The organism is Sphingomonas sp. (genome assembly GCF_045810705.1).
Lineage (GTDB): Bacteria > Pseudomonadota > Alphaproteobacteria > Sphingomonadales > Sphingomonadaceae > Sphingomicrobium.
Genome location: NZ_JBJMVI010000017.1, coordinates 100,287 through 124,393 on the forward strand (window position 1 = coordinate 100,287; position 24,107 = coordinate 124,393).

The following is a 24,107-nucleotide window of genomic DNA, read 5'->3' on the forward strand; positions in this document are numbered from 1 at the left end:
GGCACCGGTTGCGCCAGAGCGGCGCCGTCCATAGGAGTGGCGCCGCCGCGTTTAGCGAAGGGGAGCGTCATGTCCGATGATGACCGCATCGCCCCCGATCTGCTGGCGGAATCCAACCCGGGCCACAACCGCGCCATCGACGAAGAAGACCGCCTGCGCCCGGAGTTCGTCGACAGGGTGCTCGACGCGGTCGACGCCGGCGATGATGAAACGGCCCGGCGGCTCGTCCAGCCGCTCCATCCGGCCGACGTCGCCGACCTGATCGAGCTCGCCGCGCGCGACGAGCGCGAAGGCCTGGTCAAGGCGCTTGCCGGGATCATCAGCCCGGACGTGCTCGCGGAAATGAACGACTATGTCCGCGAGGGCCTGCTCGACGAGATGGAGCCGCAGCAGGTCGCGGACATCGCCGGCCAGCTCGAGACCGACGACGCGGTCGCGCTGATCGAAGACCTCGACCGCGACGACCAACAGGCGGTGCTGAGGGCGATGGAGCCCGACGACCGCGCGGCGGTCGAGGAAGCGCTGAGCTATCCCGAGGAATCCGCCGGGCGCCTGATGCAGCGCGACCTGTGCGCGGTGCCCGAACATTGGAACGTCGGCCAGGTGATCGATTATTTGCGTTCGACCGCCGACCTGCCGACCGACTTCTGGGAAGTGTTCGTCGTCAGCCCTGATCATCACCCGGTGGGAACGTGCAAGCTCTCGACCATATTGAGAACCCCGCGGACGACGCTGATCGGCGACGTCATGCAACGCGAGCAGGCCTTGATCCCGGTCGACATGGACCAGGAAGACGTCGCGCTGCGCTTCCAGAAATATGCGCTCGTCTCCGCTGCGGTCATCGACGACGCCGGCCGCCTGGTCGGCATGATCACTGTCGACGACATCGTCCACATCATCCAGGAGGAAGCGGGCGAGGACGTCCTGCTGCTATCCGGTGCGGGCGAGGGCGACATCAACGAGCCGGTGCCGCTCACGATTCGGCGCCGCCTGTTCTGGCTCGTCATCAACCTCGGCACGGCAATCATCGCGGCGAGCGTCGTCAGCCTGTTCCAGGGCGAGATCGGCAAATATGCGGTGCTCGCCGTGCTCATGCCGATCGTCGCCGGGATGGGCGGCAATGCCGGTACGCAGACGCTGGCGGTGGCGGTCCGCGCGATCGCCACCAACCAGCTGACCGAATCGAATACGCTGCGGGCGTTCGGGCGTGAGCTGACCATCGCGGTTGCCAATGGGCTGTCGCTTGGGCTGCTGATCGGGGTCGGTGTCGCGATCATCTTCGGCTACCCGTTGCTCGGCGCGGTGATGGCGGCGGCAATGGTGATCACCAATCTCGCCGCGGGCCTCGGCGGGATCCTCGTCCCCGTCACTCTGGACCGCCTGGATATCGACCCTGCCGTCTCCTCTGCCGTGTTCGTGACGACAATCACCGACGTGACCGGGTTCTTCAGCTTCCTCGGGCTTGCCGCACTGTTCGGATTGCATGGGTAAGTCCTTGATTTCGCTTCACCGCGCAGCAATCTGCAAGGCGTGCCGGCACTTCATCTGACCAAGGTCGCGTTCGGCTGCCGAACGGTCGAAGCGCTCGAAAAGCGCGTCGCCGCACGCACCCATGACGGAGAAATGCGGGTGGCGACGCGGATGAGGCCGAAGCGCGCGGACGAACTGATCGGCGGGTCGATCCACTGGATCGTCAAGCACCGCTTGATCGGGCGCCAGCAGATTCTGCGCTTCGAGGACCGCAAGGACGGGCGGATCGATATCGTCCTCTCGGGCACGCTCGAGCTGATCACGCCGAGCCCGAAGCGCGCGCACCAGGGCTGGCGCTACCTCGAAGCGGCCAACAGCTCGGCCGAGAATGACGATGGCAGCGGAGTCGCCGAGCTTCCGCCGCTGCTCTACAGCCGGCTCGCCGCACTGGCCCTTTTATAGTCGGCTGGCCGACGCTATCGGCTCCCGCACAAGCAACCGGAGGCCAAGCATGACCACCCTCACCACCTCATCGCTGATCGACTCGAAAGTCGCCGAACGGGCCATGCTGAGCCATCCCTTCTACCAGGCATGGACCGAGGGCCGCCTGCCGATGGAGACGCTGCGCGCTTACGCCCGCCAATATTTCCACCATGTCGAGGCCTTCCCGCGCGCGGTGAGCGCGGTGCACTCCAGCTGTCCCGACCGCGACGGACGCCGCATGCTGGCGGAGAATCTCGCCGAGGAAGAGGGGATCGAGGCGGACAAGCAGGACCATGCGAGCCTGTGGCTGATGTTCGCCTGCGGCCTTGGCGAGAGCGAGCAGGCGGTACGCGCGCAGTCACTGAACGCGGAGACCCAGGCGCTGATCGAGACCTTCCGCCGGCTGTCGCGCCGCTCCTATGCGTCGGGCCTCGGCGCGCTCTACGCCTACGAAAGCCAGTTCCCCGGCGTCGCCAGTGCGAAGATCGAAGGCCTGGTCGACCGTTACGGCATCGGCGACGAGGAGACGTTGCGCTTCTTCCGAGTCCATGAGAGCGCCGACGTCGAACATGGCGCGGTGTGCCGCGCGCTGCTCGACCGCCTGCCGGAGGGCGAGCGGGCCGAAGCCGTAGCCGCGGGTGAAGAGCTCGCTGGCGCGCTGTGGACCTTCCTGTCGGGCGTCGAGGCCGAGGCCTCGCTGAACTAACGGCAGCCGCTGACGGTCGTCGAGCCGCCGGTCCGCAGTGAGCAGCTGGGCCGGCCGGCGAGCCGGATGACCGCCGGTCCGGAAGCATCTACCGTCGCCTCGTCCGTCACGTTCGCGTCGATCGTGGCCGCGCCTTCCGCACCGATCGATGCATCGGTGGCGGCGAGGCCGGTGGCATCGAGCGCGGCGATGCCGCGCACGAGCGTCGTCAGCTTCTTCGCCCGCCCGATGAGCTTGGCGCTGGCGGTGCCGACGAGGCTGACGTTGAGCTGGTCGGCTGCGGCCGAGGCGATCTCGGCATGTCCGGAGCCCTGGATCGACAGCGCGAAGGTGAGGCCGCCGACGCGGTCGATGAGAAGCGCTCCGGCGCCGTTGACCCAGGCGTTGCTCAGCTCATGCGTTCCAACGCTGACCTCGACCGGCCCGGGGTTCGAGCCGGGATAGCCGCCCCAACCGGACTTGTTCGCCTGGACCACCAACGTATCGCCGCGAACCTCCACCGTGAGCCGGTCGAGCGCGGGGCCGGAGCCAGTCGCTCGCGCGAACGGCGCCACCCGGGATGCGAGGGTGACCTTGTAGGGTCCGTCGACGCGGATCTTGGTGAAGCCGGTGATGCCGAAGTTGCGGGTCGCGGCGCCCGCGGGCGCGGCAAGCGCAATCAGAGCGGAAGCGATAAGGAAAGTGCGCATGGGCCCACCTTCCTACGGCAAGTTTAAGGTCGCTTTAAGAGCCAGAGCTGGATCACGAACAGTTGACGTTGCCCGAACCGGCCTTGTTGACCTTGCATTTGGCGCCGCCGGTGATGACCACGTTGCCCGATCCCATGACGTCGACTTGCGCGGTGCTGGTGGCCTGGGCCTTGAGGTCGCCGGATCCGGCGATCGACACCTTGGCTTGCTCGGCGGAAACCCCGCTCGCGTCGATGGCCCCGGAACCGGCAATTTCATAGTCGGCGCTCTTCGCCTTGCCGGCGCCCGTTTTGATTCCGCCCGAACCGCCGATCGATAGCTTGAGCGCCTGGACGTCGACCGAGGCGAGCTCAAGTCCGCCCGAGCCGGCAATGGTCCCTTCGAACGAATCGCCGCTGACCTGGTCGACTTTGATCCCGCCCGACCCGGCGATCGCGGCGGCATGCAGTTGCGGGACCGTGACGACGAAGCGGGCCTCGCGGCTGTGGCTCCAGCCCCAGTGGAAGAAGCTGTGGTTGTCCTCGGGGCGGATCACGAGCTTGTCGCCGCGGACCTCGACCAATGTGCGGTCGAGGAGCTTTTCGGAGCCGCGCGCCGAGACGCTCGGATCGGCGCCGGTGCGGACCTCGACATTATAAGGTCCTGCGACCTCGATCTGCTGGAAGCTGCCGACGCTGTAGTTCCTCGACACTGTCGCTCCGCCCTTATCGTCGGCCCGGACGTGGCAACCCGCGAGAGCGGAAGCGGCAACGACTGCCGCGAGGGGTTTCAGCATGCGTTCCTCCAACTATGTGTATTATCGTTGCAATACACTGGCACGGGAACGGCCGCAAGCGCAAAAAAAGGGGCGCCCGCGTGGACGCCCCTTTGCCGGAAGAACCTGCCGGCAGCTTTATGCGATTTCTTTGGGCTTTTGATGGATCACCGCGGCCTTGTTCAGGATGTCGAGGATCTTCGCGAGCGCCGATTTCTCATCGGTCTGCTCCATCGCGCCAAGCTCGCGCGCCAGGCGCGACGAAGCCGCCTCGAAAATCTGCCGCTCGGAATAGCTCTGCTCGGGCGCGTCGTCCGGGCGGAACAGGTCGCGAGTCACTTCGGCGATCGACGTCAGGTCGCCGGAGTTGATCTTGGCTTCATATTCCTGCGCGCGGCGCGACCACATGGTGCGCTTGACCCGGGGCTTGCCCTTGAGGGTCTCGAGCGCGTCCTTCATCGTCTTGTCCGACGACAGCTTGCGCATGCCGACCGCGTCCGCCTTGTTGACGGGCACGCGAAGGGTCATCTTTTCCTTCTCGAACCGGAGCACGTACAGCTCGAGACGCGTCCCGGCGATTTCGGTGCTTTGCAGCTCGACGACCCGGCCCACGCCGTGCTTGGGGTAAACGACGTAATCACCGACGTCGAAGCTCAGCGCCTTAGTAGCCATTGCTAACCTTTCCAATTGCGGCAGAGAGAGCCGACACATCCCGTATCGTCCCCCAAAACGACCGACCGGTCGCGGCTCTGCTGCCTATTTGTGGCGTCCTTAAACTTAAGGCCGCAGCTGAATCGCTCGCGGCCCCGTGTTGCAATTTTATATCATAAGCGGGCTCAGATTGCGAGTCCGAGTTGCACGGGTGGTTCGACGCCCCCTTCACTTAAGTTATGCAGCCCCAAGCCCAGCAGGCGGATGCCCTTGGGCAGCGGATATAGTGCGGCCAGGAGCGCCTGGCCGGCCAGTGTGAATGCATCGAGATCGGGCACCGGCAGGACGAAACTTTTCGACCGCGTAATCAGCGTGAAGTCGCCATATTTCACCTTAAGAGTCACGGTGCGGCCGGCAACTTCCGCGCGTTCGATGCGGTCCCAGGCATAGCCCGCAATCCTCGTTAGCTCGGCGGCGAGGCGGTCCGCGTCGCGCAGGTCCTCGTCGAACGTGCGCTCGGCACTGACCGACTTGTAGGGCCGGTCGGGCTTGACCTCGCGCTCGTCGATTCCTCTGGCGATCCGCCAATACCAGTCGGCGGAGCTGCCGAAATGCGCCTGGAGCGCGGGCAGGCTCCAGTCGCGCAGGTCGGCGCCGGTCAGGATGCCGAGTCGCTCCATCTTCTTCGCGGTGACCGGCCCGACGCCGTGGAAGTGGGCGACGGGCAGCGAAGCGACGAACTCCGGCCCTTTCTCGGGCGTGATGACGCACAGGCCATCCGGCTTGCGATGGTCGGAGGCGAGCTTGGCGATGAACTTGCAATAGGAAACGCCGGCCGATGCCGTGAGCTGCGTCTCCTCCCGGATCCGGCGGCGGATGTCCTCGGCGATTGCCCGGGCGCTGCCCAGGCCGCGCCGGTCCTCGGTCACGTCGAGATAGGCTTCGTCCAGCGACAGCGGCTCGACCAGATCGGTGTAGTCGCTGAAAATGCTGCGGATCTGTTGCGACACGGCGCGATAGACGTCGAACCGCGGCTTGACGAAAATCAGATCGGGGCAAAGGCGTTTGGCGGTCACCGACGGAAGCGCGGAACGCACGCCATAGGGCCGGGCTTCGTAGCTCGCGGCGGTGACCACCCCGCGATGGCCGCCGCCGACCGCGACCGGCTTTCCTTTCAGCTCGGGATCATCGCGCTGTTCGACCGACGCGTAGAAGGCGTCCATGTCGACATGGATGATCTTGCGGAGAGGGCGCTCGTCACTTTGCATCGCGGCTGCGATCTGATTAAGGCCCGCGCCCATGAACATCCATGAATATCAGGCCAAGGAACTGCTCGCGAAATATGGCGTGCCGGTGCCGGCGGGCTATGCGGCGATGAGCGTCGACGAAGCGGTTGAGGCGGCGAACAAGCTGCCGGGGCCGCTGTGGGTGGTCAAAGCGCAGATCCACGCCGGCGGCCGCGGCAAGGGCAAGTTCAAGGAGCTCGGCGAGTCGGGAAAAGGCGGCGTGCGCCTCGCCCACTCGATCGACGAGGTCCGCGAGCATGCCGCCGAGATGCTCGGCAAGACTTTGGTCACCGTCCAGACCGGGCCCGCGGGCAAGCAGGTCCAGCGGCTCTACATCACCGACGGCGTCGATATCGCGAAGGAATATTATCTCGCGCTGCTGGTCGATCGCGAGACCGGCCGCGTTGCGGTCGTCGCCTCGACCGAAGGCGGGATGGAGATCGAAAAGGTCGCCCACGACAGCCCCGAGAAGATCGCGACGATCACCGTCGATCCGGCGACCGGGCTGATGCCGCACCACGGCCGCGAAGTGGCCGCCGCGCTCGGGCTCAGCGGCGACCTCGCGAAGCAGGCCGGCAAGGTGCTGGCCAGCCTCTACGCCGCGTTCATCGGCACGGACGCGTCGCAGATCGAGATCAACCCGCTCGCAGTCGACGACAAGGGGCGGCTGCTGGTGCTCGACGCAAAGGTGGGCTTCGACAACAATGCCGAGTTCCGCCACAAGGATTTGCAGGACCTCCGCGACCTCACCGAAGAAGACCCGATGGAGATCGAGGCGTCGAAATACGACCTTTCCTACATCAAGCTCGACGGGTCGATCGGCTGCATGGTCAACGGCGCCGGCCTGGCGATGGCGACGATGGACATCATCAAGCTGGAAGGCGCCGAGCCGGCCAACTTCCTCGACGTTGGCGGCGGCGCCTCGAAGGAGAAGGTGACCGCGGCGTTCAAGATCATCCTGTCCGACCCGGCGGTGAAGGGGATCCTCGTCAACATCTTCGGCGGGATCATGCGCTGCGACATCATCGCCGACGGGATCGTCGCCGCGGCGCGCGAAGTATCGCTGAACGTGCCGCTGGTTGTCCGCCTCGAAGGCACCAACGTCCAGCAGGGCAAGGACATTCTCGCCTCGTCGGGCCTCCCGATCATCGCCGCCAACGATCTCGGCGATGCGGCGAGGAAGATCGTTGCCGAAGTTCGCAGCCCCGTTGCCGCATGATCCTGACTGTGCTCCTGCGAAGGCAGGAGCCCAGACTCTGTTCGTAGGACTCGGTCCCTGCCTGCGCGGGGACACAAGGAGAGCCGAATGAAAGTGCTGGTCGCGGTCAAACGCGTCATCGATTTCAACGTCAAGCCGCGGGTCAAGATGGACGGCTCCGGCGTCGATCTCGCCAACGTCAAGATGAGCATGAACCCGTTCGACGAGATCGCCGTCGAGGAAGCGATCCGGCTCAAGGAGAAGGGCGTCGTCACCGAGATCGTCGCGGTATCGATCGGCCCCGCCAAGGCGCAGGAGACGCTGCGCACCTCGCTCGCCATGGGCGCCGACCGCGCGATCCTCGTGCAGACGGACGAGGAGGTCGAGCCGCTCGCCGTCGCCAAGATCCTCGCCAAGATCGCCGCGGAGGAAGAGCCGCAGCTGATCATCCTCGGCAAGCAGGCGATCGACGACGACAATAATGCGACCGGGCAAATGCTCGCGGCACTGCTCGGTTGGCCGCAGGGCACGTTCGCGTCGAAGGTCGAGGTTTCGGACAGCGCGACGGTTACCCGCGAGGTCGACGGCGGGCTCGAAACGGTCAAGCTCAAGCTGCCCGCCGTCGTCACGACCGACCTTCGCCTCAACGAGCCGCGCTACGCCTCGCTGCCGAACATCATGAAGGCCAAGTCGAAGCCCCTCGCGACTAAGTCGCCGGCCGATTACGGCGTCGATGTCGCCCGCCGGCTGGAGACTCTGAAGGTGGTCGAACCGGCCAAGCGCCAGGCGGGAATCAAGGTCGGCGGCGTCGATGAGCTGGTCGAGCGGCTCAAGGGTCTGGGGATTGCGAAATGAGCGTTCTGGTCCTGGTCGAGCATGACGGCGTCCACATCAAGGATGCGACGCGGGCGACCGTCACCGCGGCGGGCAAGCTCGGCGAAGTGCATGCGCTTGTGGCCGGCAACAATGCCGATGGAGTCGCGCAGGCGGCGGCGAAGATCGCCGGCGTCGCGAAGGTCTATGTCGCGAATTCGGCCGCGCTCGAGCACCAGCTCGCCGAAGCGGTCGCGCAGGTCGCGGCCAGGCTGATGGACAGCCACGACGCTTTCCTCGCGCCCGCGACCACGACCGGCAAGAATATCGCGCCGCGCGTCGCGGCGCTGCTCGACGTGATGCAGATTACGGACATCCTGTCGGTCGAGGGCCCCGACACGTTCACGCGGCCGATCTACGCCGGCAATGCGATCGCGACGGTCAGGTCGAAAGACGCCAGGAAGGTCATCACCGTCCGCACCACGACGTTCGAGAAAGCGGCGGCGGAGGGCGGCTCGGCGACAGTCGAGCAGGTCGACGCGGGCGGCGATCCAGGCATCAGCAGCTTCGTTGGACTTGAAGCGTCCAAAAGCGAGCGGCCCGAGCTGACCAGCGCCAAGGTGATCGTCTCGGGCGGCCGGGCGCTCGGCAGCAGCGAACAGTTCCACGCGCTGATCGACCCGCTCGCCGACAAGCTCGGCGCCGCCGTGGGCGCCAGCCGCGCCGCGGTCGACGCCGGCTATGCGCCCAACGATTACCAGGTCGGGCAGACCGGCAAGATCGTCGCCCCGCAAGTCTATATCGCGATCGGCATTTCGGGCGCGATCCAGCACCTCGCGGGAATGAAGGATTCGAAGACGATCATCGCCATCAACAAGGACGAGGAAGCGCCGATTTTCCAGGTCGCGGACATCGGCCTTGTCGGCGACCTATTCAAGATCGTGCCGGAACTGACCGGGAAGCTGTAGCTATCCCCAAGAAAAACTGCCCGCCGCGCTCGACCCTTGGGTCGTGGCGCGGCGGGCAGGGACTCGACCGCTGCTCTTACTGGCGGTCGTTCCGCGCGTGTCGCTCGGTGTTGCCCCGCGACCTGGCGGAACCCTTGGCAGTCGCGCTGCCCGACGCATTGCCGCTGGCATTGCCGCTGCCGCTGAGGCTGGCATTGCCGAGGCCGTTGGTCGCTTGCCCCGCGGCGGCATAAGCCGTGTTGCCGGCGGCGTTCGCCGAGCCGGTGGCCTGCGCGCCCGCGCCGTAAGCGGCCGAGGTTGCGGCATTGGCGGTGCCAGTCAGGGTCCCGGCAGCCTGGCCTGCGAGCCCATGGAGCTGGTCGGTGCCGATGCCCTGGGCGGCGAAGCCGACGTTCTTGCTCGCCGACGCGCTGCCCGAGGTCGAACCGTTGCCGCTGAGGCTGGTTCCGGCGAGCGCGGCCGAGCTGGCGTTGTTGACCGCGCCGGTCACGGTGCCGGCAAGGCCGACATTGCCATTGGCCGATCCGGTGCGGCGGTCGACCGAACCGGTCGCGGAGCCGTTGGCCGAGCCCGATCCGACGGCACTGACGCTGTTGGCGACCGAGGCCGGGCCGCTGAGGGCGCCGTTGACCATGCCGCTGACATTTCCGACGCTGTTGAGGGTGCCGCCGACGTTGCCAACGCCGTTGAGCGTGCCGCCGAGCGTCCCGTTGAGGGCGCCGCTGACGGTGCCGCCGACGTTGCCGAGCAATTGCGCATGTGCGGGAGCCGCTGCGATCGCGAGTGCCGAGGCGGCGGCCAGCATGAACTTGGACATGTCATTCTCCTTTTGAACTTCAGCGGAGCTTCGCTGTGCTCCTGCGAAGAGAACGACACGCCCTCCGCGGTTCATCCCGCCGAGGAGCGGAATTTATTTCGCGCCGACGCTCCGCGGCTCGATCCGGCAGGCGCCGCAGACGATGCCGCGGCCGACCCGGCCCTTGCCCGGACGAGCCTCCGAAACGAGCGCAATCGGGGATCCGGCGGCGAGCAGCCGGGCGGCGGCGAGCGGCGCCGCGAAGCTCGTCCCGCGGACCCGCGTATAGCCGTTGCCGGGAAGCGCCGCGGCCATGTCGGCGCCGGGCGCGGCGAAGTCGACATGGGCCGCCTTGCCCGCTTCGGGAAGCGCGCGACCGCCGCCGTCGACCGCGGTAACGGCGATCACGCCCGGATAGGATGCGGGAAATTGCGGCGGCGCCGCGGGACCATCGTTGCCGACGGCGGCGACGACTTCGATCCCGCGCGACTGGACGATCTGGATCGCCCGCTGGACCAGCATGTTCGGCGGTCCGACGAGGCTGATGTTGATCACCTGCACGCGGTGACCCGAAAGCCAGCCGAGCGCGCGGACGATGCTGGTCGCCGAGCCGGCGGCGCGGTTGCCGCCATAGACATCCGCGACGAACAACTGCGCGCCCGGTGCGGCGCCGCGAAAGGGACCTTGGGTTCCGACCAGCAACGAGGCGACCGCGGTGCCGTGACCGGTCGGTTGCGCGGCGCCGGCAAAGCCGTTCTGCTCGATGCTCTTGCCGGCCAGCGCCGGGTGCGACGCGACGCCGCCATCGATCATGCCGATGGCGCGGCCGCCACCCAATCCCTGCGCCACCGCGAGCGCGCCGGCGATCGGTGCCAGCGAGCCGCCGGCGGGCTCAAACAGATGGTCGAAATCGGCCTGCAGCTCCGGCGCGAGCTTGTGCAGCCTCTTGAGCCCGTCCTTTGCGCTTACGCCGCTGGGCGTGGCCAGCGATACGACGCGCATTCCCAACCCCGGATCGCGATTGTCGGCGGCGATGCGGAAACCGGCAACGAGCGCGCGCTGCAGTCCGACAGGATCGGGGTCGATCACCGCAACCATGCCGCGCCGCACCGGCAAGCCATTGCCGTCATTCTCGACCGTTGCGCGGTTGGTTCGTATCAGCTCCTGCAGCCTCAGGCGGCGGAGCTCGAGGAGGGTCGGTGCGCCCGCTTCGGCGACCGTCCCGCTGAGCCCGCTCACCGTATCGAGAGTCGGGCTGATTGCCTGCTGGGCCGCGGGCTGGGCGAGGATGTTCTGGAGCACCGGGCCAGCGACCGGGAGATTGCCCGTTGGCAGATTGCCAATTGGCAGGCCGACCGGCGGCAACGCCGGCACACCGAGCAATTGCGCGCCCGCGCTCGCCGAGAGCGCAATCCCGGCGACGGCGGCCAATGCGAAATGACGAACCAAGCTGGACATCGACGGACCTCTTTATCATGCCTTCTGGGGATGAAACGTGCGAGGTGCGTCGTTTCATCCGCATGGAGATCAATGGATCAATCTTCGCCGTTCGAGGATCAGCTGGCTTCGTTGCTTCCTCAGCTGCGCCGCTTCGCCCACGCGCTGAGCCGCGACGCGGCCGACGCGGACGATTTGACGCAGGCGACGATCGAACGCGCGCTGCGCTCGAAGGCGCAGTGGCAGGCCGGCACGCGGCTCGACAGCTGGGCCTACCGGATCATGCGCAACCTGTGGATCGACACCGCCCGGGCGAGGACCCGCAAGAATGCGCGCGAGGCGCCGGAGGAAGAGGGCCTCAGCGTCGGCGAGGACCCGCGCGAGGCGATCGACGCGGCCGTCGACTTGAAACGCGTCATGGCGGCGATGGAACAGCTGCCCGACGAGCAGCGCGAAGTGGTCGCGCTGATCCTGGTCGAGGGCTTCGGCTATCGCGAGGTTTCGGACATGCTCGGCCTGCCGATGGGCACGGTGTCGAGCCGGCTGGTGCGCGGGCGGACCGCGCTCCTGGCCATGGTGGGTGAGAGATGATGGACGACGAGAAATTCTTCGCGTGGCTCGACGGCGAGCTGGCACCGGACGAAGCGACGGAAATGCAGGCGAAGGTCGCCGCGGACCCGAAGCTCGCCCAGCTTGCCGAGCAACATCGCGCGTTCGGAGCGCGGCTCAAAGGCGCGTTTGATCCGATCGCCGAGGCGCCGGTCCCTGCGCACCTCGAGGGTGCGCTTCGGTCCTCGGCTGACGTGATCGACTTCGCCGCGGCGAAGCGCTCGCGGTCGATCCCGTCGCTTCCGCAATGGGCGGCGATCGCGGCGACGCTCGCCGTCGGAATCTCGATCGGAACAATCGTGCCGAAGGGCGCCACCGCGCCGGTCGAGGTGCAGGGCGGCGCGATGTACGCCGCGGCAGGCCTGAACCAGGCGCTCGACGCGCAGCTCGCGAGCGCGCCAGCCGGCGACGTGCGCATCGGCCTCACGTTCCGCGATCAGGCTGGCGAAATCTGCCGCAGCTTCACGCAGCAGGCTTCGAGCGGCCTCGCATGCCGCAGCGGCGGGCGCTGGAAGCTCAAAGGGCTGTTCGCGGCGCCCGAAGGGCAGGCGACCGACTACCGCATGGCGGCCGGGATGGACCCCAACCTCGCGGCGCTCGTCGACTCGGCGATGACGGGTGAGCCGCTCGATGCGGCGCACGAAAAGGCGGCGAAGGCGAACGGTTGGAAGTAGCGGCCTTGCCGCGCTCGGATCCTCGTGCTCGTTGATCCCTCGGATCAACTGTGCGCGATCGCCGGCTTCGCTGATCCCCCGGATCAGCTCCAGGCGGCGATGGTGCCCAGGGGCGGGATCGAACCACCGACACCGTGATTTTCAGTCACGTGCTCTACCAACTGAGCTACCTGGGCGCGCTTTGCAGAGGCGGTGCCTTCGCGGCGAACGGCCCAACTAGTCGCCGCTCTCCCCGCTGTCCACCTTTTCGGGATCGGCAGGCGGCCCCGCGATACGATAGCCATCGCCGAGCCATTTTAACAGGTCGCGGTCCCTGCAGCCGCGGCTGCAAAAGGGCGCGTGCTCGGTCACTTCCGGCTTCCCGCACAGCGGGCATTTCTTCGACTTGTTAGAGGTTTTCGGCATATCCGTCGGACATGGGGAGAGTGGCGTCGGCGCGCAACTCGACCGTGCCGCCGACCTGGCGCGAAAGCGTGTCGATCCACTCTCGCCGAAGCTCGAGCAGTGCGATGATCGCCGGCTGTGCGACGATGCGCTTGCCGCCCGCGCGCTCGAAGGCCGCGCGGCGCAGCAGGGCGCGGGTTTCGAAGCCGGTACGGTCGTGCGCCAATTGGATCAGGGAAGCCCGGCTCCAGGGGCGAACGATCTGGACGAAGCCGAAGCCGTTGATGGCGGTGCGCTCGAACGGCTGCGGCAGGTGGGCGTCAATGGCGGCGGCGGCCGCCTGGCGCGCAGCCTTGCTGCCTGCGGTCGGCAGGTCGATGCCGATCGAGCCGCCGATGTCGAGCCGGCGGATGGCTTTGGCCGCGGCGGCCGCCCCGATGACCGCCAGCTCGTCCGGCGGCAGATAGCCGTCGACGTCGATCAGGGTCATCGCCGGGGTTGGTGAAATCCTGAGCTCACCGCCGGCGAATGCGACGGTTCCGCTGCGGGCCTCATCGAGAAGATCGTTCCAGCCGGCCTGGCCCAGTTCGTCGGCGGGCGCGGGAAAGGAAAGCGCGCGCGCACCCAGCCGTTCGCCGAGCCCAGGCGCTGCCCGCGGCGGCTCGTCCGTGATCCTCGCCAGCGGCCGCTTCCACGGCTCCGCGCCGGGGATTGCTTCGCGCGTGACCTCCAGCGTCGTCACGGCGCCTTCGGTGATACCGGAAGCCCCTTTGGGCAGCAGATATTCGTCTCCGCCCTCCGCCACCGCGACCGCATTGCGGTCATTGCTTCCGATGCTGGTCAGCCGGGCGGCGATCACGCTGCCTGCCGGCATCACACCCTCGAGCTCGATCCGTGCCTCGATGATCTCACCGTCGGCCAGCAGCGCCGCGCGCGTCTCGCCGACGCCGCGCTCGACGAGCCATTCAGCCATTTGGCCGCTCAGGCAACCGGATATCCAGCGCTCTTCAGCAGCACCCGCGTCTCGGCGAGCGGCAAGCCGACGACGTTCGAGTAGCTGCCCGCGATGTGGCGGACATAGACCTCGCCATAACCCTGGAGCGCATAGCCGCCGGCCTTGCCGCGCCACTCGCCATGGCCGGTGTAATGGTCGATCTCCTCATCGCTGAGGCGCTTCATCGCGATCATCGTTTCGACCAGCCGCTCGCGCACGCCCCTGGCGGGCACAGCCAGTGCAACGCCGGTCAGCACGCGGTGGCGGCGACCCGACAGCAGCTTCATGCAGGCGCGCAAGGTGGCTTCGTCCTCGACCTTCGGAAGGATCCGTCGGCCAACCGCGACCACCGTGTCTGCGGCGAGCACAAGCGCGTCAGGATGTTCCCGACCGACGGCCTCGGCCTTCTCCCTCGCGAGCCGCTGCGCGTGTTGCCGCGGCAGCTCGCCCTTGGGGACGCTCTCGTCGATTTCCGCGGGGACGATGGCGTCGGGCATGACGCCAATCCGGGCGAGCAGGTCGAGACGGCGCGGGCTCGCCGAGGCGAGGATCAGGCGCACGAGCCCGGCTTAGCCCGTGTAGCCGGGCGGTCCCGCGCGTCCAGGCATGAAGCGATAGGTGATGCGGCCCTTGGTCAGGTCGTACGGCGTCAGTTCGACCAGCACTTCGTCGCCGGTGAGAACGCGGATGCGGTTCTTGCGCATCTTGCCGGCGGTGTGGCCGAGGATCTCATGGCCGTTCTCGAGCTTTACGCGGAACATGGCGTTGGGCAGCAGTTCCACCACCTGCCCACGCATCTCGAGCAATTCTTCCTTGGCCAAAAGCTTCCTCTCTGAATGACGAAAAGTCGCGGAGCCTTACAGGGGCGTCGCCGGAATGTGAAGGCGTGCGGCTAAACCGTCAGCACCGTCGATCCGCTGGTCTTGCGCCCTTCGAGCGCGCGATGGGCTTCGGCAGCGTTCTTGAGCGCGAACCGTTGCTTGACCTCGACCTGGACCCTGCCGCTGGCAAGCATGCCGAACAACTCGCCCGCCGCCTGCTCGAGTTCGGGCCGAGTGGCGACATAGTTGAACAATGTCGGCCGGGTGAGGAATAGCGAGCCTTTCTGGGCGAGCAGCCCGGGGGCGACAGGATCGGGGGGACCGGAGGCGTTGCCGAAGCTCACCATCATCCCGCGCGGCGCGAGGCAATCAAGCGATTTCAGGAACGTGTCCTTGCCGACCGAATCATAAACCACCGGCAATTTCTTGCCCCTCGTAATGCGCTCGACCTCGGCAACGAAATCCTCGCGCGTGTAGACGATCGGGTGGTCGCAGCCGTGGGCCCGGGCGAGCGCGGCTTTGTCGTCATTGCCGACGGTGCCGATCACCGTCGCTCCGAGGGCCTTGGCCCACTGGCAGGCGATCAGTCCGACCCCACCGGCCGCGGCGTGGATCAGGATCGTGTCGCCGGCTTTGACCGGATAGACCCGGCGAAGCAGCATGTGGACGGTCATCCCTTGCAGCATCGCGGCCGCCGCCTGTTCGGTCGAGATCGCACTGGGGAGAGTTACGAGGCGATCGGCGTCGATCAGCCGGACCTCGGCATAGCCGCCGATCGGCCCGGCATAGGCGACGCGGTCGCCGACCTTGACCGCGGTGACATCCGGCGCGACGGCTTCGACCACGCCCGCGCCTTCAACACCCGGCGTGAACGGCAGCGGCTGCGGATAAAGGCCGGTGCGGTGGTAAACGTCGATGAAGTTGATCCCGGCCGCTTGCTGCCGCAGCCGCACCTGGCCTGGACCGGGCTCGCCGACTTCGACCTCTTCCCACTTGAGGACGTCGGGGCCGCCGACCTGATGGACCCGGATCGCGTAAGGCATTCGTGCTTCTCCTGCGCAGACCCTCTGGCGCCCAACGAAAAGCCCCGCCTCACAATTGGTGAAGCGGGGCTCGAGTTTAAAGCTGCCGGGTCGATCAGGCCGCGGCGTGCGCCGCCAGGGCCGCAAGCAGAAGCAGCGCGACGATGTTGGTGATCTTGATCATCGGGTTGACGGCCGGGCCGGCGGTATCCTTGTACGGATCGCCGACCGTGTCGCCGGTGACCGCGGCCTTGTGGGCTTCCGAACCCTTGCCGCCGTAATTGCCGTCCTCGATATATTTCTTGGCATTGTCCCAGGCGCCGCCGCCCGAGGTCATTGAGATGGCGACGAACAGCCCTGAGACGATCACGCCGAGCAGCAAAGCGCCGACCGCGGCGAGGCCATTTTCCTTGCCGGCCACGGCGCCGATCGCGAAATAGACGACGATCGGGGCAAGCACCGGAAGAAGCGATGGAAGGATCATCTCGCGGATCGCGGCGCGGGTCACGAGGTCGACGGTGCGCGCGTAGTTCGGGCGGACGGAGCCATCCATGATCCCCGGATTGTCGCGGAACTGGGCGCGGACTTCCTCGACCACCGAGCCGGCCGCGCGGCCGACCGCGGTCATGCCCATCGCCCCGAACAGGTAGGGCAGCAGCGCGCCGAGCAGCAGGCCGACGATCACATAGGGATTGGACAGGCTGAACAGCTTGTCGAGGTCGCTGGTGACCCCGATCGAGCCGCCGAATTCTCGAAGATCGGCGGTGTAGGCGCCGAACAGCACCAGCGCGGCAAGCCCCGCGGAGCCGATCGCATAGCCCTTGGTGACCGCCTTGGTCGTGTTGCCGACGGCGTCGAGCGCGTCGGTGCGGGTGCGCACGTCCTCCTCGAGCCCCGCCATCTCGGCGATCCCGCCGGCATTGTCGGTGACCGGGCCGTAGGCGTCGAGCGCAACGACCATGCCGGCGAGCGCGAGCATCGCCGATGCCGCGAAGGCGACGCCGAGGAAGCTGCCGAGCTGGTAGCTGGCGATCAGGCCGACGACGATCACGAGGGTCGGCAGCGCGGTCGATTCCAGGCTGATCGCCAAGCCCTGGATCACGTTGGTGCCGTGGCCGGTCTGCGACGCGCGGGCGATCGACTGGACCGGGCGGTAATTGGTTCCGGTGTAATATTCGGTGATCCACACGATCAGCGCCGTCACCGCCAGCCCGATGAAGCAGGACCAGATGAGGTTGGTGATCGGGAAGCTGGTCGCTGTCGTGGTCACGATCTGATTGAGGTCGCCATTCAGCGTGTACCAGAAGACGCCGTAGATCGCCGGAACGGCGAGTAGCGTCGCGGTCCAGAAGCCCTTGTAGAGCGCGCCCATGATCGAGCCCTTGCGGCCGAGCCGGACCATGTAGGTGCCGATGATCGAGGTGATGATGCACACGCCGCCGATCAGCAGCGGGAGCGTCATCAGCGGCAGCAGCAACGGCGAGCTGCCTACGGCGAGCGCCACCGAGACCATGGTGATGCCGACGGTCACGACGTAGGTCTCGAACAAATCGGCAGCCATGCCGGCGCAATCGCCGACATTGTCGCCGACGTTGTCGGCGATCACCGCCGGGTTGCGCGGATCGTCTTCGGGGATTCCCGCTTCGACCTTGCCGACGAGGTCGGCGCCGACGTCGGCGGCCTTGGTGAAGATGCCGCCGCCGAGACGCGCGAAGATCGACACCAGCGAGGCGCCGAGCGCGAGCGATGTGAGAGCGGTGACGACCGCGCGGTCGTTCGGGGCATAGCCGCCCGGCCCGGTGAGGTACCAGAACAGCACCGTAATCGCGAGCAGGGCGAGGCCCGCGACCAGCATGCCAGTGACGGCGCCCGCGCGGAACGCGGTGGTGAGCCCGCTCTGCAGGCTAACGCGGGCGGCTTCGGCGGTGCGGACGTTCGCACGGACCGAGATGTTCATACCGATGAAGCCGGTGGCGCCCGAAAGGACCGCGCCGATGACGAACGCGACCGCGCTCAGGCCCCCGAGGAAATAGAAGATGATCGCCGCGACGACGACGCCGACGATCAGGATCGTCGTGTATTGGCGGCGGAGGTAGGCGCCGGCGCCTTCCTGGATTGCTGCGGCGACCTCGATCATGCGCTGATTGCCGGCGGACATGCCGAGGACCTGGCGACTTGTGATGATGCCGTACAGCACGGCAACCAGGCCGCAGATCATGGCGATATAAAGCAGGTTCATGAGTTGATGCGTCCCCATTGTTGGACTGGCGACAAGCGGCCGGATGGCCGGCACGCGCCGCCGAAAAGCGGGGCAGCTTTACGAAGCGTTTTCGCGGCTGGCAACCGCTTGGGAATAAGCGGCTTAGTGGAGCAGAAGGGCGAGCGTCATGCCGGAGACGAGCCCGCTAAGGCCGATCAGCCATTGGCGGAGCGGAAAGCCCGCGATCGTGGTCCCCAAGGTGCTCAAAACCCAATCTCTCCGGCAATGCGACCGGCTCGCCGGCGAAACTGAGGGAAATCCTCGGTCCGGCGGCAGTCATCGTGCCAATGCGGGTGATCCTCGTCGCTGTTGGTAAACAAAGCGTTGACGGGTCGAGATCGGGCGGAAAGGCGGCGAGCAGCGCATAGTCATCGCCGCCGGTCGCCGCGAACAGCCGCGCCCTCAAGTCCTGGCCGCGCTCGGCAACGAAGGCACTCGACAGCGGCAGCGGGTCGAGGACGATGGCGATGCCGCAGCCGCTCGCTTCGGCCATGCGGCGCGCGTCGATCAGGAGGCCGTCGGAGACGTCCATCATTGCATGCGCCTCTGGCGCCAGCGCCAGCCCCGCGCCCAGCTGCGGGATCGGGCGGCGATAGATGTCGACGAGCGCCCCTGTCGCGTTGGCGTCGACAAGGAGCAGGGCAAGTCCCGCCGCCGCGTCTCCGACCGTGCCGACCAACCACAGCACATCGCCGGGCTGACCGCCGGCACGTTCGGGCACGTGCGGGCCGGCGCGGCCGATCAGGGTCATTCCAAGTACTCGCGGCGCACCCAAAGGCAAAGCGATCGTGTCGCCTCCGACCAACGGCAGGCCGTAGCTTTCGCACGCCGCCTCGATCCCGCCGAGGAAGGCGAGCTCCCATTCGCCGGGACCGGAAATGGTCAGCGAAAGCAGCGCGCCAGCGGGTGTCGCACCCTTGGCAGCAAGGTCCGACAGGTTCACCGTGACCAGCTTCCAGCCGACGCTTGCCGGCGGGTCCTGCGGCAGGAAGTGAACGCCTTCGGCGATCGTGTCGTGAGTGATGACGAACCCGTCGAGCACGGCGACGTCGTCGAGCAGGCCGCGCGCTTCGGGGGCCGTCGCGATGCGGCGCAGGCGCTCGATCACTTCGGATTCGCGCATTGTCTATGCTCGCGCCGGGCGAGCCTCTTTGGCAATGGCGTCGAGCAGGCCGTTGACGAACCCGCTCTCGCGTTTGTCGTAGAAGGCGTGGGCGACGTCGACATATTCGGAGATGACCGAGCCGACCGGCACGTCGGCGCGGGCGATCAGTTCATAGGCGCCGGCGCGCAGGATCGCGCGCATCGGGCGGTCGAGGCGCTCGAGGCTCCAGCCCTCCGCCAGTCTTGCGCTGATCAGCGCGTCGATCTCCGAGCGCCTGGCGTCGGCCCCGGTAACGAGATCGTCGAAGAAGTCGCGCTCCGCCTCATGATAGCGCGCATCTTCGATGGTGGCGCCGAGACGATGATCATGGAATTCCTTCAAAAGCCGTGGAAGGAGCGTACCTTCCATTTCCTGTTGGTATAGCGCCTGGACGGCGGCGAGACGCGCCGCCGAACGCGAACGGGAACGAGTCTGGGTCATGCCGGCGGGGCAGTAGCGTCGGCTTCCGCGCCAAGGAAGGGCCGGAGCAAAGCGGTGACCGCTTCGCCGGCCTCCCACGGTGCGAAATGGCCAGCATCGGGCAGGCGCTCGATGGCGAGGTCCTCGACCAACTCTTCGAGGCCCTCGAGCTGCAGCGGGAGCAGCGCGGCGTCCTTCATCCCCCAGATGACGAGGGTCGGCACCGTGACCTTGGGAAAGGCGCGCAGCAGCCAGTCTGGCAACGGCACGGCGATGCCAGGCGGTGGCACCACGACTTTGGACGCGCGGTACCAGTTGAGCATGGCGTTGAACGCGCGCGGCTGCGACCAATCGGCGATATATTGCTGCCGCTCGGCCGCCGGCACCGTTGTTACGTCGACGTGACGCGCGAAGGTCGTATCGAAAAACCAGTCGAAGCCCTTGGCCGCGATCATCGTCTCGAAGCCGGGGGCCCGGAATGCGCTGATATATTGAGAGGCGGCGCGCTGGTCGGCGTCTTCGATCAGGCTTTTCTGGAAGATCACCGGATGCGGCGCATTGACGATCGCCAGCCGCGTCAGGCGCGGATCGCCGCGCAGCGCCGCGCCCCAGGCGATCGCGCCGCCCCAGTCGTGGCCTACCAGCGCGAACCGCTCGATGCCGAGCGCATCCGCCAGCGCGAAGATGTCGTCGATCAATAGGTCCGTCCGATACTCGTCGACGTCCTGCGGGAGGTCCGACCCGGCAAAGCCGCGCTGGTCGGGCATGACCAGGAAGAAGTCCTGCTCGAGGCGCGGCGCGACCTCCCGCCAGGTCCGGTGCGATTCGGGAAATCCATGCAGCAGGATCACCGCAGGGTTCGCGGGGTCGCCGGCGAGCGCGACGTTGAGGGTCACGCCGGTGTTCAGCGCAATCCGCCGGGATTCGGTCACGGATAGCTGACTGTCAGTGGCACCTCGGGAAGGGGGATATATTCCTGGTCGTCGCCGGGGATCAGGGCGAAGCGCAGCGCCTTCCAATCTTCCTTCGCCTGGTTGATCCGGTCGCGCGAGGAGGAAACGAAATTCCAGAACACGTAGCGGCGCGTCGGGAAGGCCTGGCCGCCCATCAGCATCAACCGGCCGCCGGCCGCGCTCGACAGCCGCGCGTCGTGGCCCGGGCGCAAGAGGTACAGCGCGAAGAGGTCGAGCGGCTGTCCGTCGAGCTCGGTCTCGCCGCCGACGAGCATGACCGCGCGCTCGTCGGCCCCGGAGTCGATGGGGATCGCTCCGCCGGCGCCGAGCAAGATGTCGGCATAGATTGTCGGAGAATGCTGCGGCGTTGCAGCGGAGGCGCCCCACAATGTTCCCATCAGCACGCGCGCGCTCGCGCCGTCGTCCTCGACCAAGGGCAAAGCGTCACCCGGCACATGGTCGAACGCCGGCGCGATCTCCTCCTGTCCATCCGGCAGCGCCAGCCAGGTCTGCATGCCGTAGAGGCTAGCGCCGTCCGCGCGTTGCTCCTGCGGCGAGCGCTCCGAATGGACGATCCCGCTGCCCGCGGTCATCAGGTTGATCGCGCCCGGCTCGATCACGGCGTGGCTGCCGATGCTGTCCCGATGCTCGATCGCGCCTTCGAATAGATAGGTGACGGTGGCGAGGTTGATGTGCGGGTGAGGGCGGACATCCATCCCGCGCCCGGCGGGCAGCCGCGCCGGCCCGAACTCGTCGACGAAGATGAACGGCCCAACCATCGTCCGCTGCCGGCCGGGCAGGGTGCGGTTGACCTTGAAATCGCCAAGATCGTGCGTGACCGGCGTGATGGTCTGCAGGACCGAAGTTTCAACTGTCGCCATCATCATTCTCCCGGTGCCGCCGCGCGGATCGACAGAGCATGGACTCGTTCGCGCATCAGGTCGCCGAGCGCGGCATAGATCATCCGCTGGCGTTCGACACGGCTCTTTCCGGCAAAGGCCGGGCTCTCGACGCGCAATGAGAAGTGGCTCTCGCCGGCGGGATTGTAGCCGCCGTGGCCGCGATGCTGTTCGCTGTCGTCCACCAGCTCGATCCTCGTCGGCGAAAGCGCCGAGTTGAGGCGGGCCAGCATTTCAGTCGCGACCGGACCGGTTTTTCGAGCGTTCATGGCGCCTATATAGTCAGGTTCGATGGCAACGAAGCAATCAAGACTGCACGGGCGAGTGGAGGGAGCGCAGGCGAGGTGCGCCGTCCCGGGATGTGCCCAACCGGGCGAATTCAAGGCGCCGCTCCAGCCGGCCAATTTCGATGGACCCGGAGCCTGGCGCTTCCTGTGTCTCGACCATGTCCGCGAGCACAATGCCAAGTACAATTTCTTCGACGGCATGAGCTGCGAAGAGATCACCCGCGCGCAATCGCCGCTGGCGGGCTGGGAGCGGCCGAGCCGCCGTTTTGCTGCCAACGGCGCAGACCCGCCGCCGAGATGGAGCGATTTTTCCGACCCGCTGGACGCCATCGCCACCCGGTTCAACGGGATTCATGAAGCCGCCCGGCCATCGCGCTTCAGCAAGTCCGAACGCCGCGCCTTGTCCGTGCTTGGCCTAGGCGAGGACGCCGACCGCCACCAGCTGCGCAAGCGCTATTCGGGCCTGGTCCGCCGCTATCATCCCGACAAGAACGGCGGCGACCGCAGCCACGAAGGACGGCTCGGCGAAGTGATCGAGGCCTATCAGCTGCTGCGGAAATCCGCGGCGTTCGCCTAGTCGCGGTCGGGCGCGCCGAGCGGGAAATAGGGGCGGTACGGACGACCTTCGTCGACCGCGCGAGCAACGACAGGATGGGCGAGCAACCGCGCGCGGTAGGCCGACAGGCGCGGGCGCTCCGGCCCGATTTCCTCGATCCAGTCGGCGTAGAAGAGCGACGGCGCGGCGGCGCAGTCGGCGAGGGTGAATTGCTCGCCGGCAGCCCATGGGCCGTCGCCGAGATTGGCCTCGAGCCAGTCGTACGCCATGTGCAGATTGTCGCGCCCCTGCTGCGCTCCATAAGGATCGCGCGACCCTTCCGGGCGGAGGATATCGTTCCCCGCCCTGGTCATATTCTCCATCACGTAGATGTCGAAGAAGCGGTCGAGGAAGCGGACGCGAAGGCCGAGGTCGCCATCCGGGATCCACCGGTTGGGCCCCGGATGGTGCGCCTGAAGATGTTCGATGATGCACGTCGTCTCGACTACCGTCCGGCCGTCGTCGACCAGCAACGGGAACTTGCCGAAAGGCCAGCGGCCCTTGAGTTCGACCATGTTCTCCGGATGGTCCTGTTCGAGTATCCGGTACTCGAACTCCGTCCCGTCCGCCCACAGCGCGATCAGCACCTTCTGGCAGTAGGACGAGAAGGGGTGGGCGAAGAGTTGGAGGCTCACCAGGCGCCTTCCTTGATGCGCTCGCGAAGCTCCAGCTCGGCCCGGCTCGGTTCCTTCGTCGCGAAGGTTCCGGTCTCGACCTCGCCGTTCGGCTCATAGATGGTGAAGGTGACTCCGGTTTCCGAGACATAGTGATCGACGAGCTTCATCCGGCGCGGACGCTGGCCAACTTCGAAGATCGACTTTCCCCTGCCCAGCAGCACCGGGAAGGTCATCAGCAGGAGCCGGTCGATCGCGTCGGCCGACAGGAGCGGAGCATAGAGCGTGCTGCTGCCCTGAATGAGCAGGTCGCGGCCTTCGCTCCGTTTGAGCTCGGCGACGGCGGCGGCCGTGTCGCCCGTGAGTCTGCTGCTGTTCTCCCACTCCAGCGGCTGGTCCGAATGGGTCAGCACATATTTGTTGATGCGCTGAAATTTCTCGCCGATCGGATTGTCCCGATTGTTCGGCCAGTACGCGGCGAAGATGTCGTAGGTCCGCCGGCCAAGCAGCAGGTCGTACTCGCCGGAAATCACGCCCTCGAACGGACCCATGTCGCCGGTGAAGAACGGATGCGTCCACCCGCCGAGAGTAAAGCCGCTCGTGGGGTCCTCGTCGGGACCCCCGGGGGCCTGCATGACCCCGTCGAGCGAAAGGAAGACGGCGCCGGTCAGCTTACGCATTGATCGTTTCGCCCTTGAGCGCCGCCTCGATGGTCGCGATGTCGATCTTGCGCATCTTCATCATCGCTTCGAACGCGCGCCGGGCCGCGGCCTTGTCAGGGTTGGTGTTGGCCTCGAGCAGCACCCGCGGCGTAATCTGCCAGGAGAAGCCCCAGCGGTCCTTGCACCAGCCGCAGGCGCTTTCTTCGCCACCATTCTTGGTGATCGCATCCCAATAGCGGTCCGTTTCGCCCTGGTCCTCGGTGACCACCATGAAGCTGACCGCTTCATTCGGCTTGAAGTTGGGGCCGCCGTTGAGGCCCACGAAATCGCGCCCGAAGACGGTGAACCCGACGGTGAGCTCGGTTCCCTGCTCGCCGCCGGGGAAATCCGAGGGAGCGGACATCGCGGTGCCGACGCGGCTGTCGGGAAAGACCGATGCGTAGAATTCGGCGGCCTTTCGGGCTTCGCCTTTGTCGAACCACAAGCAGGTGGTCAGCTTGTCTGACATGTCTTCACTC

General features: G+C 66.8%; 29 protein-coding genes and 1 tRNA gene. 9 read left to right on the forward strand and 21 right to left on the reverse strand.

Annotation, left to right across the window (positions count from 1 at the left end):
* Nucleotides 1-69 precede the first annotated feature (69 nt).
* The 3 genes from mgtE to ACJ8FR_RS08580 are packed head-to-tail and all read left to right on the forward strand — an operon-like array spanning nt 70 to nt 2,659.
* Entirely contained in the window at nt 70-1,491 is a 1,422-nt protein-coding gene (gene mgtE / locus ACJ8FR_RS08570; RefSeq protein ID WP_407828211.1) for a magnesium transporter, read from the forward strand.
* Between the two features lie 39 nt (nt 1,492-1,530).
* A complete protein-coding gene (locus tag ACJ8FR_RS08575; protein WP_407828212.1) occupies nt 1,531-1,932 on the forward strand; it encodes a DUF1489 family protein in 402 nt (133 codons plus the stop codon).
* Nucleotides 1,933-1,981: 49 nt separating this feature from the next.
* The gene (locus tag ACJ8FR_RS08580; RefSeq protein WP_407828213.1) at nt 1,982-2,659 is read left to right on the forward strand and encodes a CADD family putative folate metabolism protein; all 678 of its coding nucleotides are present in this window, start codon (nt 1,982-1,984) and stop codon (nt 2,657-2,659) included.
* On the opposite strand, the gene ACJ8FR_RS08585 is transcribed toward ACJ8FR_RS08580, so the two are convergent.
* The 4 genes from ACJ8FR_RS08585 to dinB all read right to left on the reverse strand — a co-directional run bounded on the left by ACJ8FR_RS08585 (nt 2,656) and on the right by dinB (nt 6,021).
* Nucleotides 2,656-3,348, reverse strand: a complete 693-nt coding sequence (locus ACJ8FR_RS08585) for a GIN domain-containing protein (RefSeq protein WP_407828214.1) — start codon at nt 3,346-3,348, stop codon at nt 2,656-2,658. The two genes, ACJ8FR_RS08580 and ACJ8FR_RS08585, sit on opposite strands and share 4 nt — an antisense overlap.
* Nucleotides 3,349-3,400: 52 nt before the next feature.
* On the reverse strand, nt 3,401-4,123 hold the full coding sequence (locus ACJ8FR_RS08590) for a head GIN domain-containing protein (protein WP_407828215.1): 723 nt from the start codon (nt 4,121-4,123) through the stop codon (nt 3,401-3,403).
* A 117-nt stretch (nt 4,124-4,240) separates the two neighbouring features.
* Nucleotides 4,241-4,774, reverse strand: coding sequence for a CarD family transcriptional regulator (locus ACJ8FR_RS08595; RefSeq protein ID WP_407828216.1), 534 nt, complete (start codon nt 4,772-4,774; stop codon nt 4,241-4,243).
* Between the two features lie 164 nt (nt 4,775-4,938).
* Nucleotides 4,939-6,021, reverse strand: a complete 1,083-nt coding sequence (gene dinB / locus ACJ8FR_RS08600; protein ID WP_407828217.1) for a DNA polymerase IV — start codon at nt 6,019-6,021, stop codon at nt 4,939-4,941.
* 31 nt (nt 6,022-6,052) lie between these two features.
* On the opposite strand from dinB, the gene sucC reads away from it, so the two are divergent.
* From sucC to ACJ8FR_RS08615, 3 genes are all read left to right on the forward strand, one after another.
* A complete protein-coding gene (sucC, locus tag ACJ8FR_RS08605) occupies nt 6,053-7,258 on the forward strand; it encodes an ADP-forming succinate--CoA ligase subunit beta (RefSeq protein ID WP_407828218.1) in 1,206 nt (401 codons plus the stop codon).
* Nucleotides 7,259-7,345: 87 nt separating this feature from the next.
* On the forward strand, nt 7,346-8,092 hold the full coding sequence (locus ACJ8FR_RS08610; protein ID WP_407828219.1) for an electron transfer flavoprotein subunit beta/FixA family protein: 747 nt from the start codon (nt 7,346-7,348) through the stop codon (nt 8,090-8,092).
* Nucleotides 8,089-9,018, forward strand: coding sequence for an electron transfer flavoprotein subunit alpha/FixB family protein (locus ACJ8FR_RS08615; RefSeq protein ID WP_407828220.1), 930 nt, complete (start codon nt 8,089-8,091; stop codon nt 9,016-9,018). The genes ACJ8FR_RS08610 and ACJ8FR_RS08615 overlap by 4 nt, the downstream gene beginning before the upstream one ends.
* Before the next feature lie 76 nt (nt 9,019-9,094).
* Here ACJ8FR_RS08615 and ACJ8FR_RS08620 read toward each other — a convergent pair whose 3' ends face one another.
* The gene (locus ACJ8FR_RS08620; RefSeq protein WP_407828221.1) at nt 9,095-9,835 is read right to left on the reverse strand and encodes a hypothetical protein; all 741 of its coding nucleotides are present in this window, start codon (nt 9,833-9,835) and stop codon (nt 9,095-9,097) included.
* A gap of 93 nt (nt 9,836-9,928) precedes the next feature.
* Nucleotides 9,929-11,272, reverse strand: coding sequence for a S8 family serine peptidase (locus ACJ8FR_RS08625; RefSeq protein ID WP_407828222.1), 1,344 nt, complete (start codon nt 11,270-11,272; stop codon nt 9,929-9,931).
* A gap of 72 nt (nt 11,273-11,344) precedes the next feature.
* On the opposite strand from ACJ8FR_RS08625, the gene ACJ8FR_RS08630 reads away from it, so the two are divergent.
* Both ACJ8FR_RS08630 and ACJ8FR_RS08635 read left to right on the forward strand, forming a co-directional pair.
* On the forward strand, nt 11,345-11,842 hold the full coding sequence (locus ACJ8FR_RS08630; RefSeq protein WP_407828223.1) for an RNA polymerase sigma factor: 498 nt from the start codon (nt 11,345-11,347) through the stop codon (nt 11,840-11,842).
* Complete coding sequence (locus tag ACJ8FR_RS08635) at nt 11,842-12,534, forward strand: anti-sigma factor family protein (RefSeq protein ID WP_407828224.1); 693 nt, start codon at nt 11,842-11,844, stop codon at nt 12,532-12,534. The genes ACJ8FR_RS08630 and ACJ8FR_RS08635 overlap by 1 nt, the downstream gene beginning before the upstream one ends.
* 100 nt (nt 12,535-12,634) lie before the next feature.
* On the opposite strand, the gene ACJ8FR_RS08640 is transcribed toward ACJ8FR_RS08635, so the two are convergent.
* The 12 genes from ACJ8FR_RS08640 to ACJ8FR_RS08695 all read right to left on the reverse strand — a co-directional run bounded on the left by ACJ8FR_RS08640 (nt 12,635) and on the right by ACJ8FR_RS08695 (nt 21,700).
* Nucleotides 12,635-12,710, reverse strand: a tRNA-Phe gene (locus ACJ8FR_RS08640).
* A 40-nt stretch (nt 12,711-12,750) separates the two neighbouring features.
* Nucleotides 12,751-12,939, reverse strand: coding sequence for a DNA gyrase inhibitor YacG (locus ACJ8FR_RS08645; RefSeq protein ID WP_407828225.1), 189 nt, complete (start codon nt 12,937-12,939; stop codon nt 12,751-12,753).
* Complete coding sequence (locus ACJ8FR_RS08650; RefSeq protein WP_407828226.1) at nt 12,923-13,891, reverse strand: ribonuclease; 969 nt, start codon at nt 13,889-13,891, stop codon at nt 12,923-12,925. Before ACJ8FR_RS08650 ends, ACJ8FR_RS08645 begins: the two co-directional genes overlap by 17 nt.
* Before the next feature lie 8 nt (nt 13,892-13,899).
* On the reverse strand, nt 13,900-14,472 hold the full coding sequence (locus tag ACJ8FR_RS08655; RefSeq protein ID WP_407828227.1) for a Maf family protein: 573 nt from the start codon (nt 14,470-14,472) through the stop codon (nt 13,900-13,902).
* A gap of 9 nt (nt 14,473-14,481) precedes the next feature.
* Complete coding sequence (gene infA / locus ACJ8FR_RS08660) at nt 14,482-14,733, reverse strand: translation initiation factor IF-1 (protein ID WP_407828228.1); 252 nt, start codon at nt 14,731-14,733, stop codon at nt 14,482-14,484.
* Nucleotides 14,734-14,804: 71 nt separating this feature from the next.
* Nucleotides 14,805-15,776 (reverse strand): quinone oxidoreductase family protein, encoded by a 972-nt coding sequence (locus ACJ8FR_RS08665; RefSeq protein WP_407828229.1) that lies wholly within the window; start codon nt 15,774-15,776, stop codon nt 14,805-14,807.
* Nucleotides 15,777-15,870: 94 nt separating this feature from the next.
* Entirely contained in the window at nt 15,871-17,994 is a 2,124-nt protein-coding gene (locus ACJ8FR_RS08670) for a sodium-translocating pyrophosphatase (protein WP_407828230.1), read from the reverse strand.
* A gap of 166 nt (nt 17,995-18,160) precedes the next feature.
* On the reverse strand, nt 18,161-19,138 hold the full coding sequence (gene thiL / locus ACJ8FR_RS08675; RefSeq protein WP_407828231.1) for a thiamine-phosphate kinase: 978 nt from the start codon (nt 19,136-19,138) through the stop codon (nt 18,161-18,163).
* A gap of 3 nt (nt 19,139-19,141) precedes the next feature.
* Nucleotides 19,142-19,600 carry a transcription antitermination factor NusB gene (gene nusB / locus ACJ8FR_RS08680; protein WP_407828232.1) on the reverse strand — a complete coding sequence of 153 codons (459 nt, stop codon included), beginning with the start codon at nt 19,598-19,600 and terminating at the stop codon, nt 19,142-19,144.
* Nucleotides 19,597-20,511, reverse strand: a complete 915-nt coding sequence (locus ACJ8FR_RS08685; protein ID WP_407828233.1) for an alpha/beta fold hydrolase — start codon at nt 20,509-20,511, stop codon at nt 19,597-19,599. Before ACJ8FR_RS08685 ends, nusB begins: the two co-directional genes overlap by 4 nt.
* Nucleotides 20,508-21,413 carry a pirin family protein gene (locus tag ACJ8FR_RS08690; protein WP_407828234.1) on the reverse strand — a complete coding sequence of 302 codons (906 nt, stop codon included), beginning with the start codon at nt 21,411-21,413 and terminating at the stop codon, nt 20,508-20,510. Before ACJ8FR_RS08690 ends, ACJ8FR_RS08685 begins: the two co-directional genes overlap by 4 nt.
* Before the next feature lie 2 nt (nt 21,414-21,415).
* Nucleotides 21,416-21,700 carry a BolA family protein gene (locus ACJ8FR_RS08695; RefSeq protein ID WP_407828235.1) on the reverse strand — a complete coding sequence of 95 codons (285 nt, stop codon included), beginning with the start codon at nt 21,698-21,700 and terminating at the stop codon, nt 21,416-21,418.
* Between the two features lie 22 nt (nt 21,701-21,722).
* Between ACJ8FR_RS08695 and ACJ8FR_RS08700 the strand changes: the two genes are divergently transcribed.
* Nucleotides 21,723-22,295 carry a DnaJ domain-containing protein gene (locus tag ACJ8FR_RS08700; protein WP_407828236.1) on the forward strand — a complete coding sequence of 191 codons (573 nt, stop codon included), beginning with the start codon at nt 21,723-21,725 and terminating at the stop codon, nt 22,293-22,295.
* On the opposite strand, the gene ACJ8FR_RS08705 is transcribed toward ACJ8FR_RS08700, so the two are convergent.
* Genes ACJ8FR_RS08705 through ACJ8FR_RS08715 form a run of 3 tightly spaced genes read right to left on the reverse strand, consistent with a single transcriptional unit; the run spans nt 22,292 to nt 24,097 of the window.
* Complete coding sequence (locus ACJ8FR_RS08705; RefSeq protein ID WP_407828237.1) at nt 22,292-22,948, reverse strand: glutathione S-transferase family protein; 657 nt, start codon at nt 22,946-22,948, stop codon at nt 22,292-22,294. The two genes, ACJ8FR_RS08700 and ACJ8FR_RS08705, sit on opposite strands and share 4 nt — an antisense overlap.
* Nucleotides 22,945-23,607, reverse strand: a complete 663-nt coding sequence (locus ACJ8FR_RS08710) for a dihydrofolate reductase family protein (RefSeq protein ID WP_407828238.1) — start codon at nt 23,605-23,607, stop codon at nt 22,945-22,947. Before ACJ8FR_RS08710 ends, ACJ8FR_RS08705 begins: the two co-directional genes overlap by 4 nt.
* Nucleotides 23,600-24,097, reverse strand: a complete 498-nt coding sequence (locus tag ACJ8FR_RS08715; protein ID WP_407828239.1) for a VOC family protein — start codon at nt 24,095-24,097, stop codon at nt 23,600-23,602. The genes ACJ8FR_RS08710 and ACJ8FR_RS08715 overlap by 8 nt, the downstream gene beginning before the upstream one ends.
* Nucleotides 24,098-24,107 lie beyond the last annotated feature (10 nt).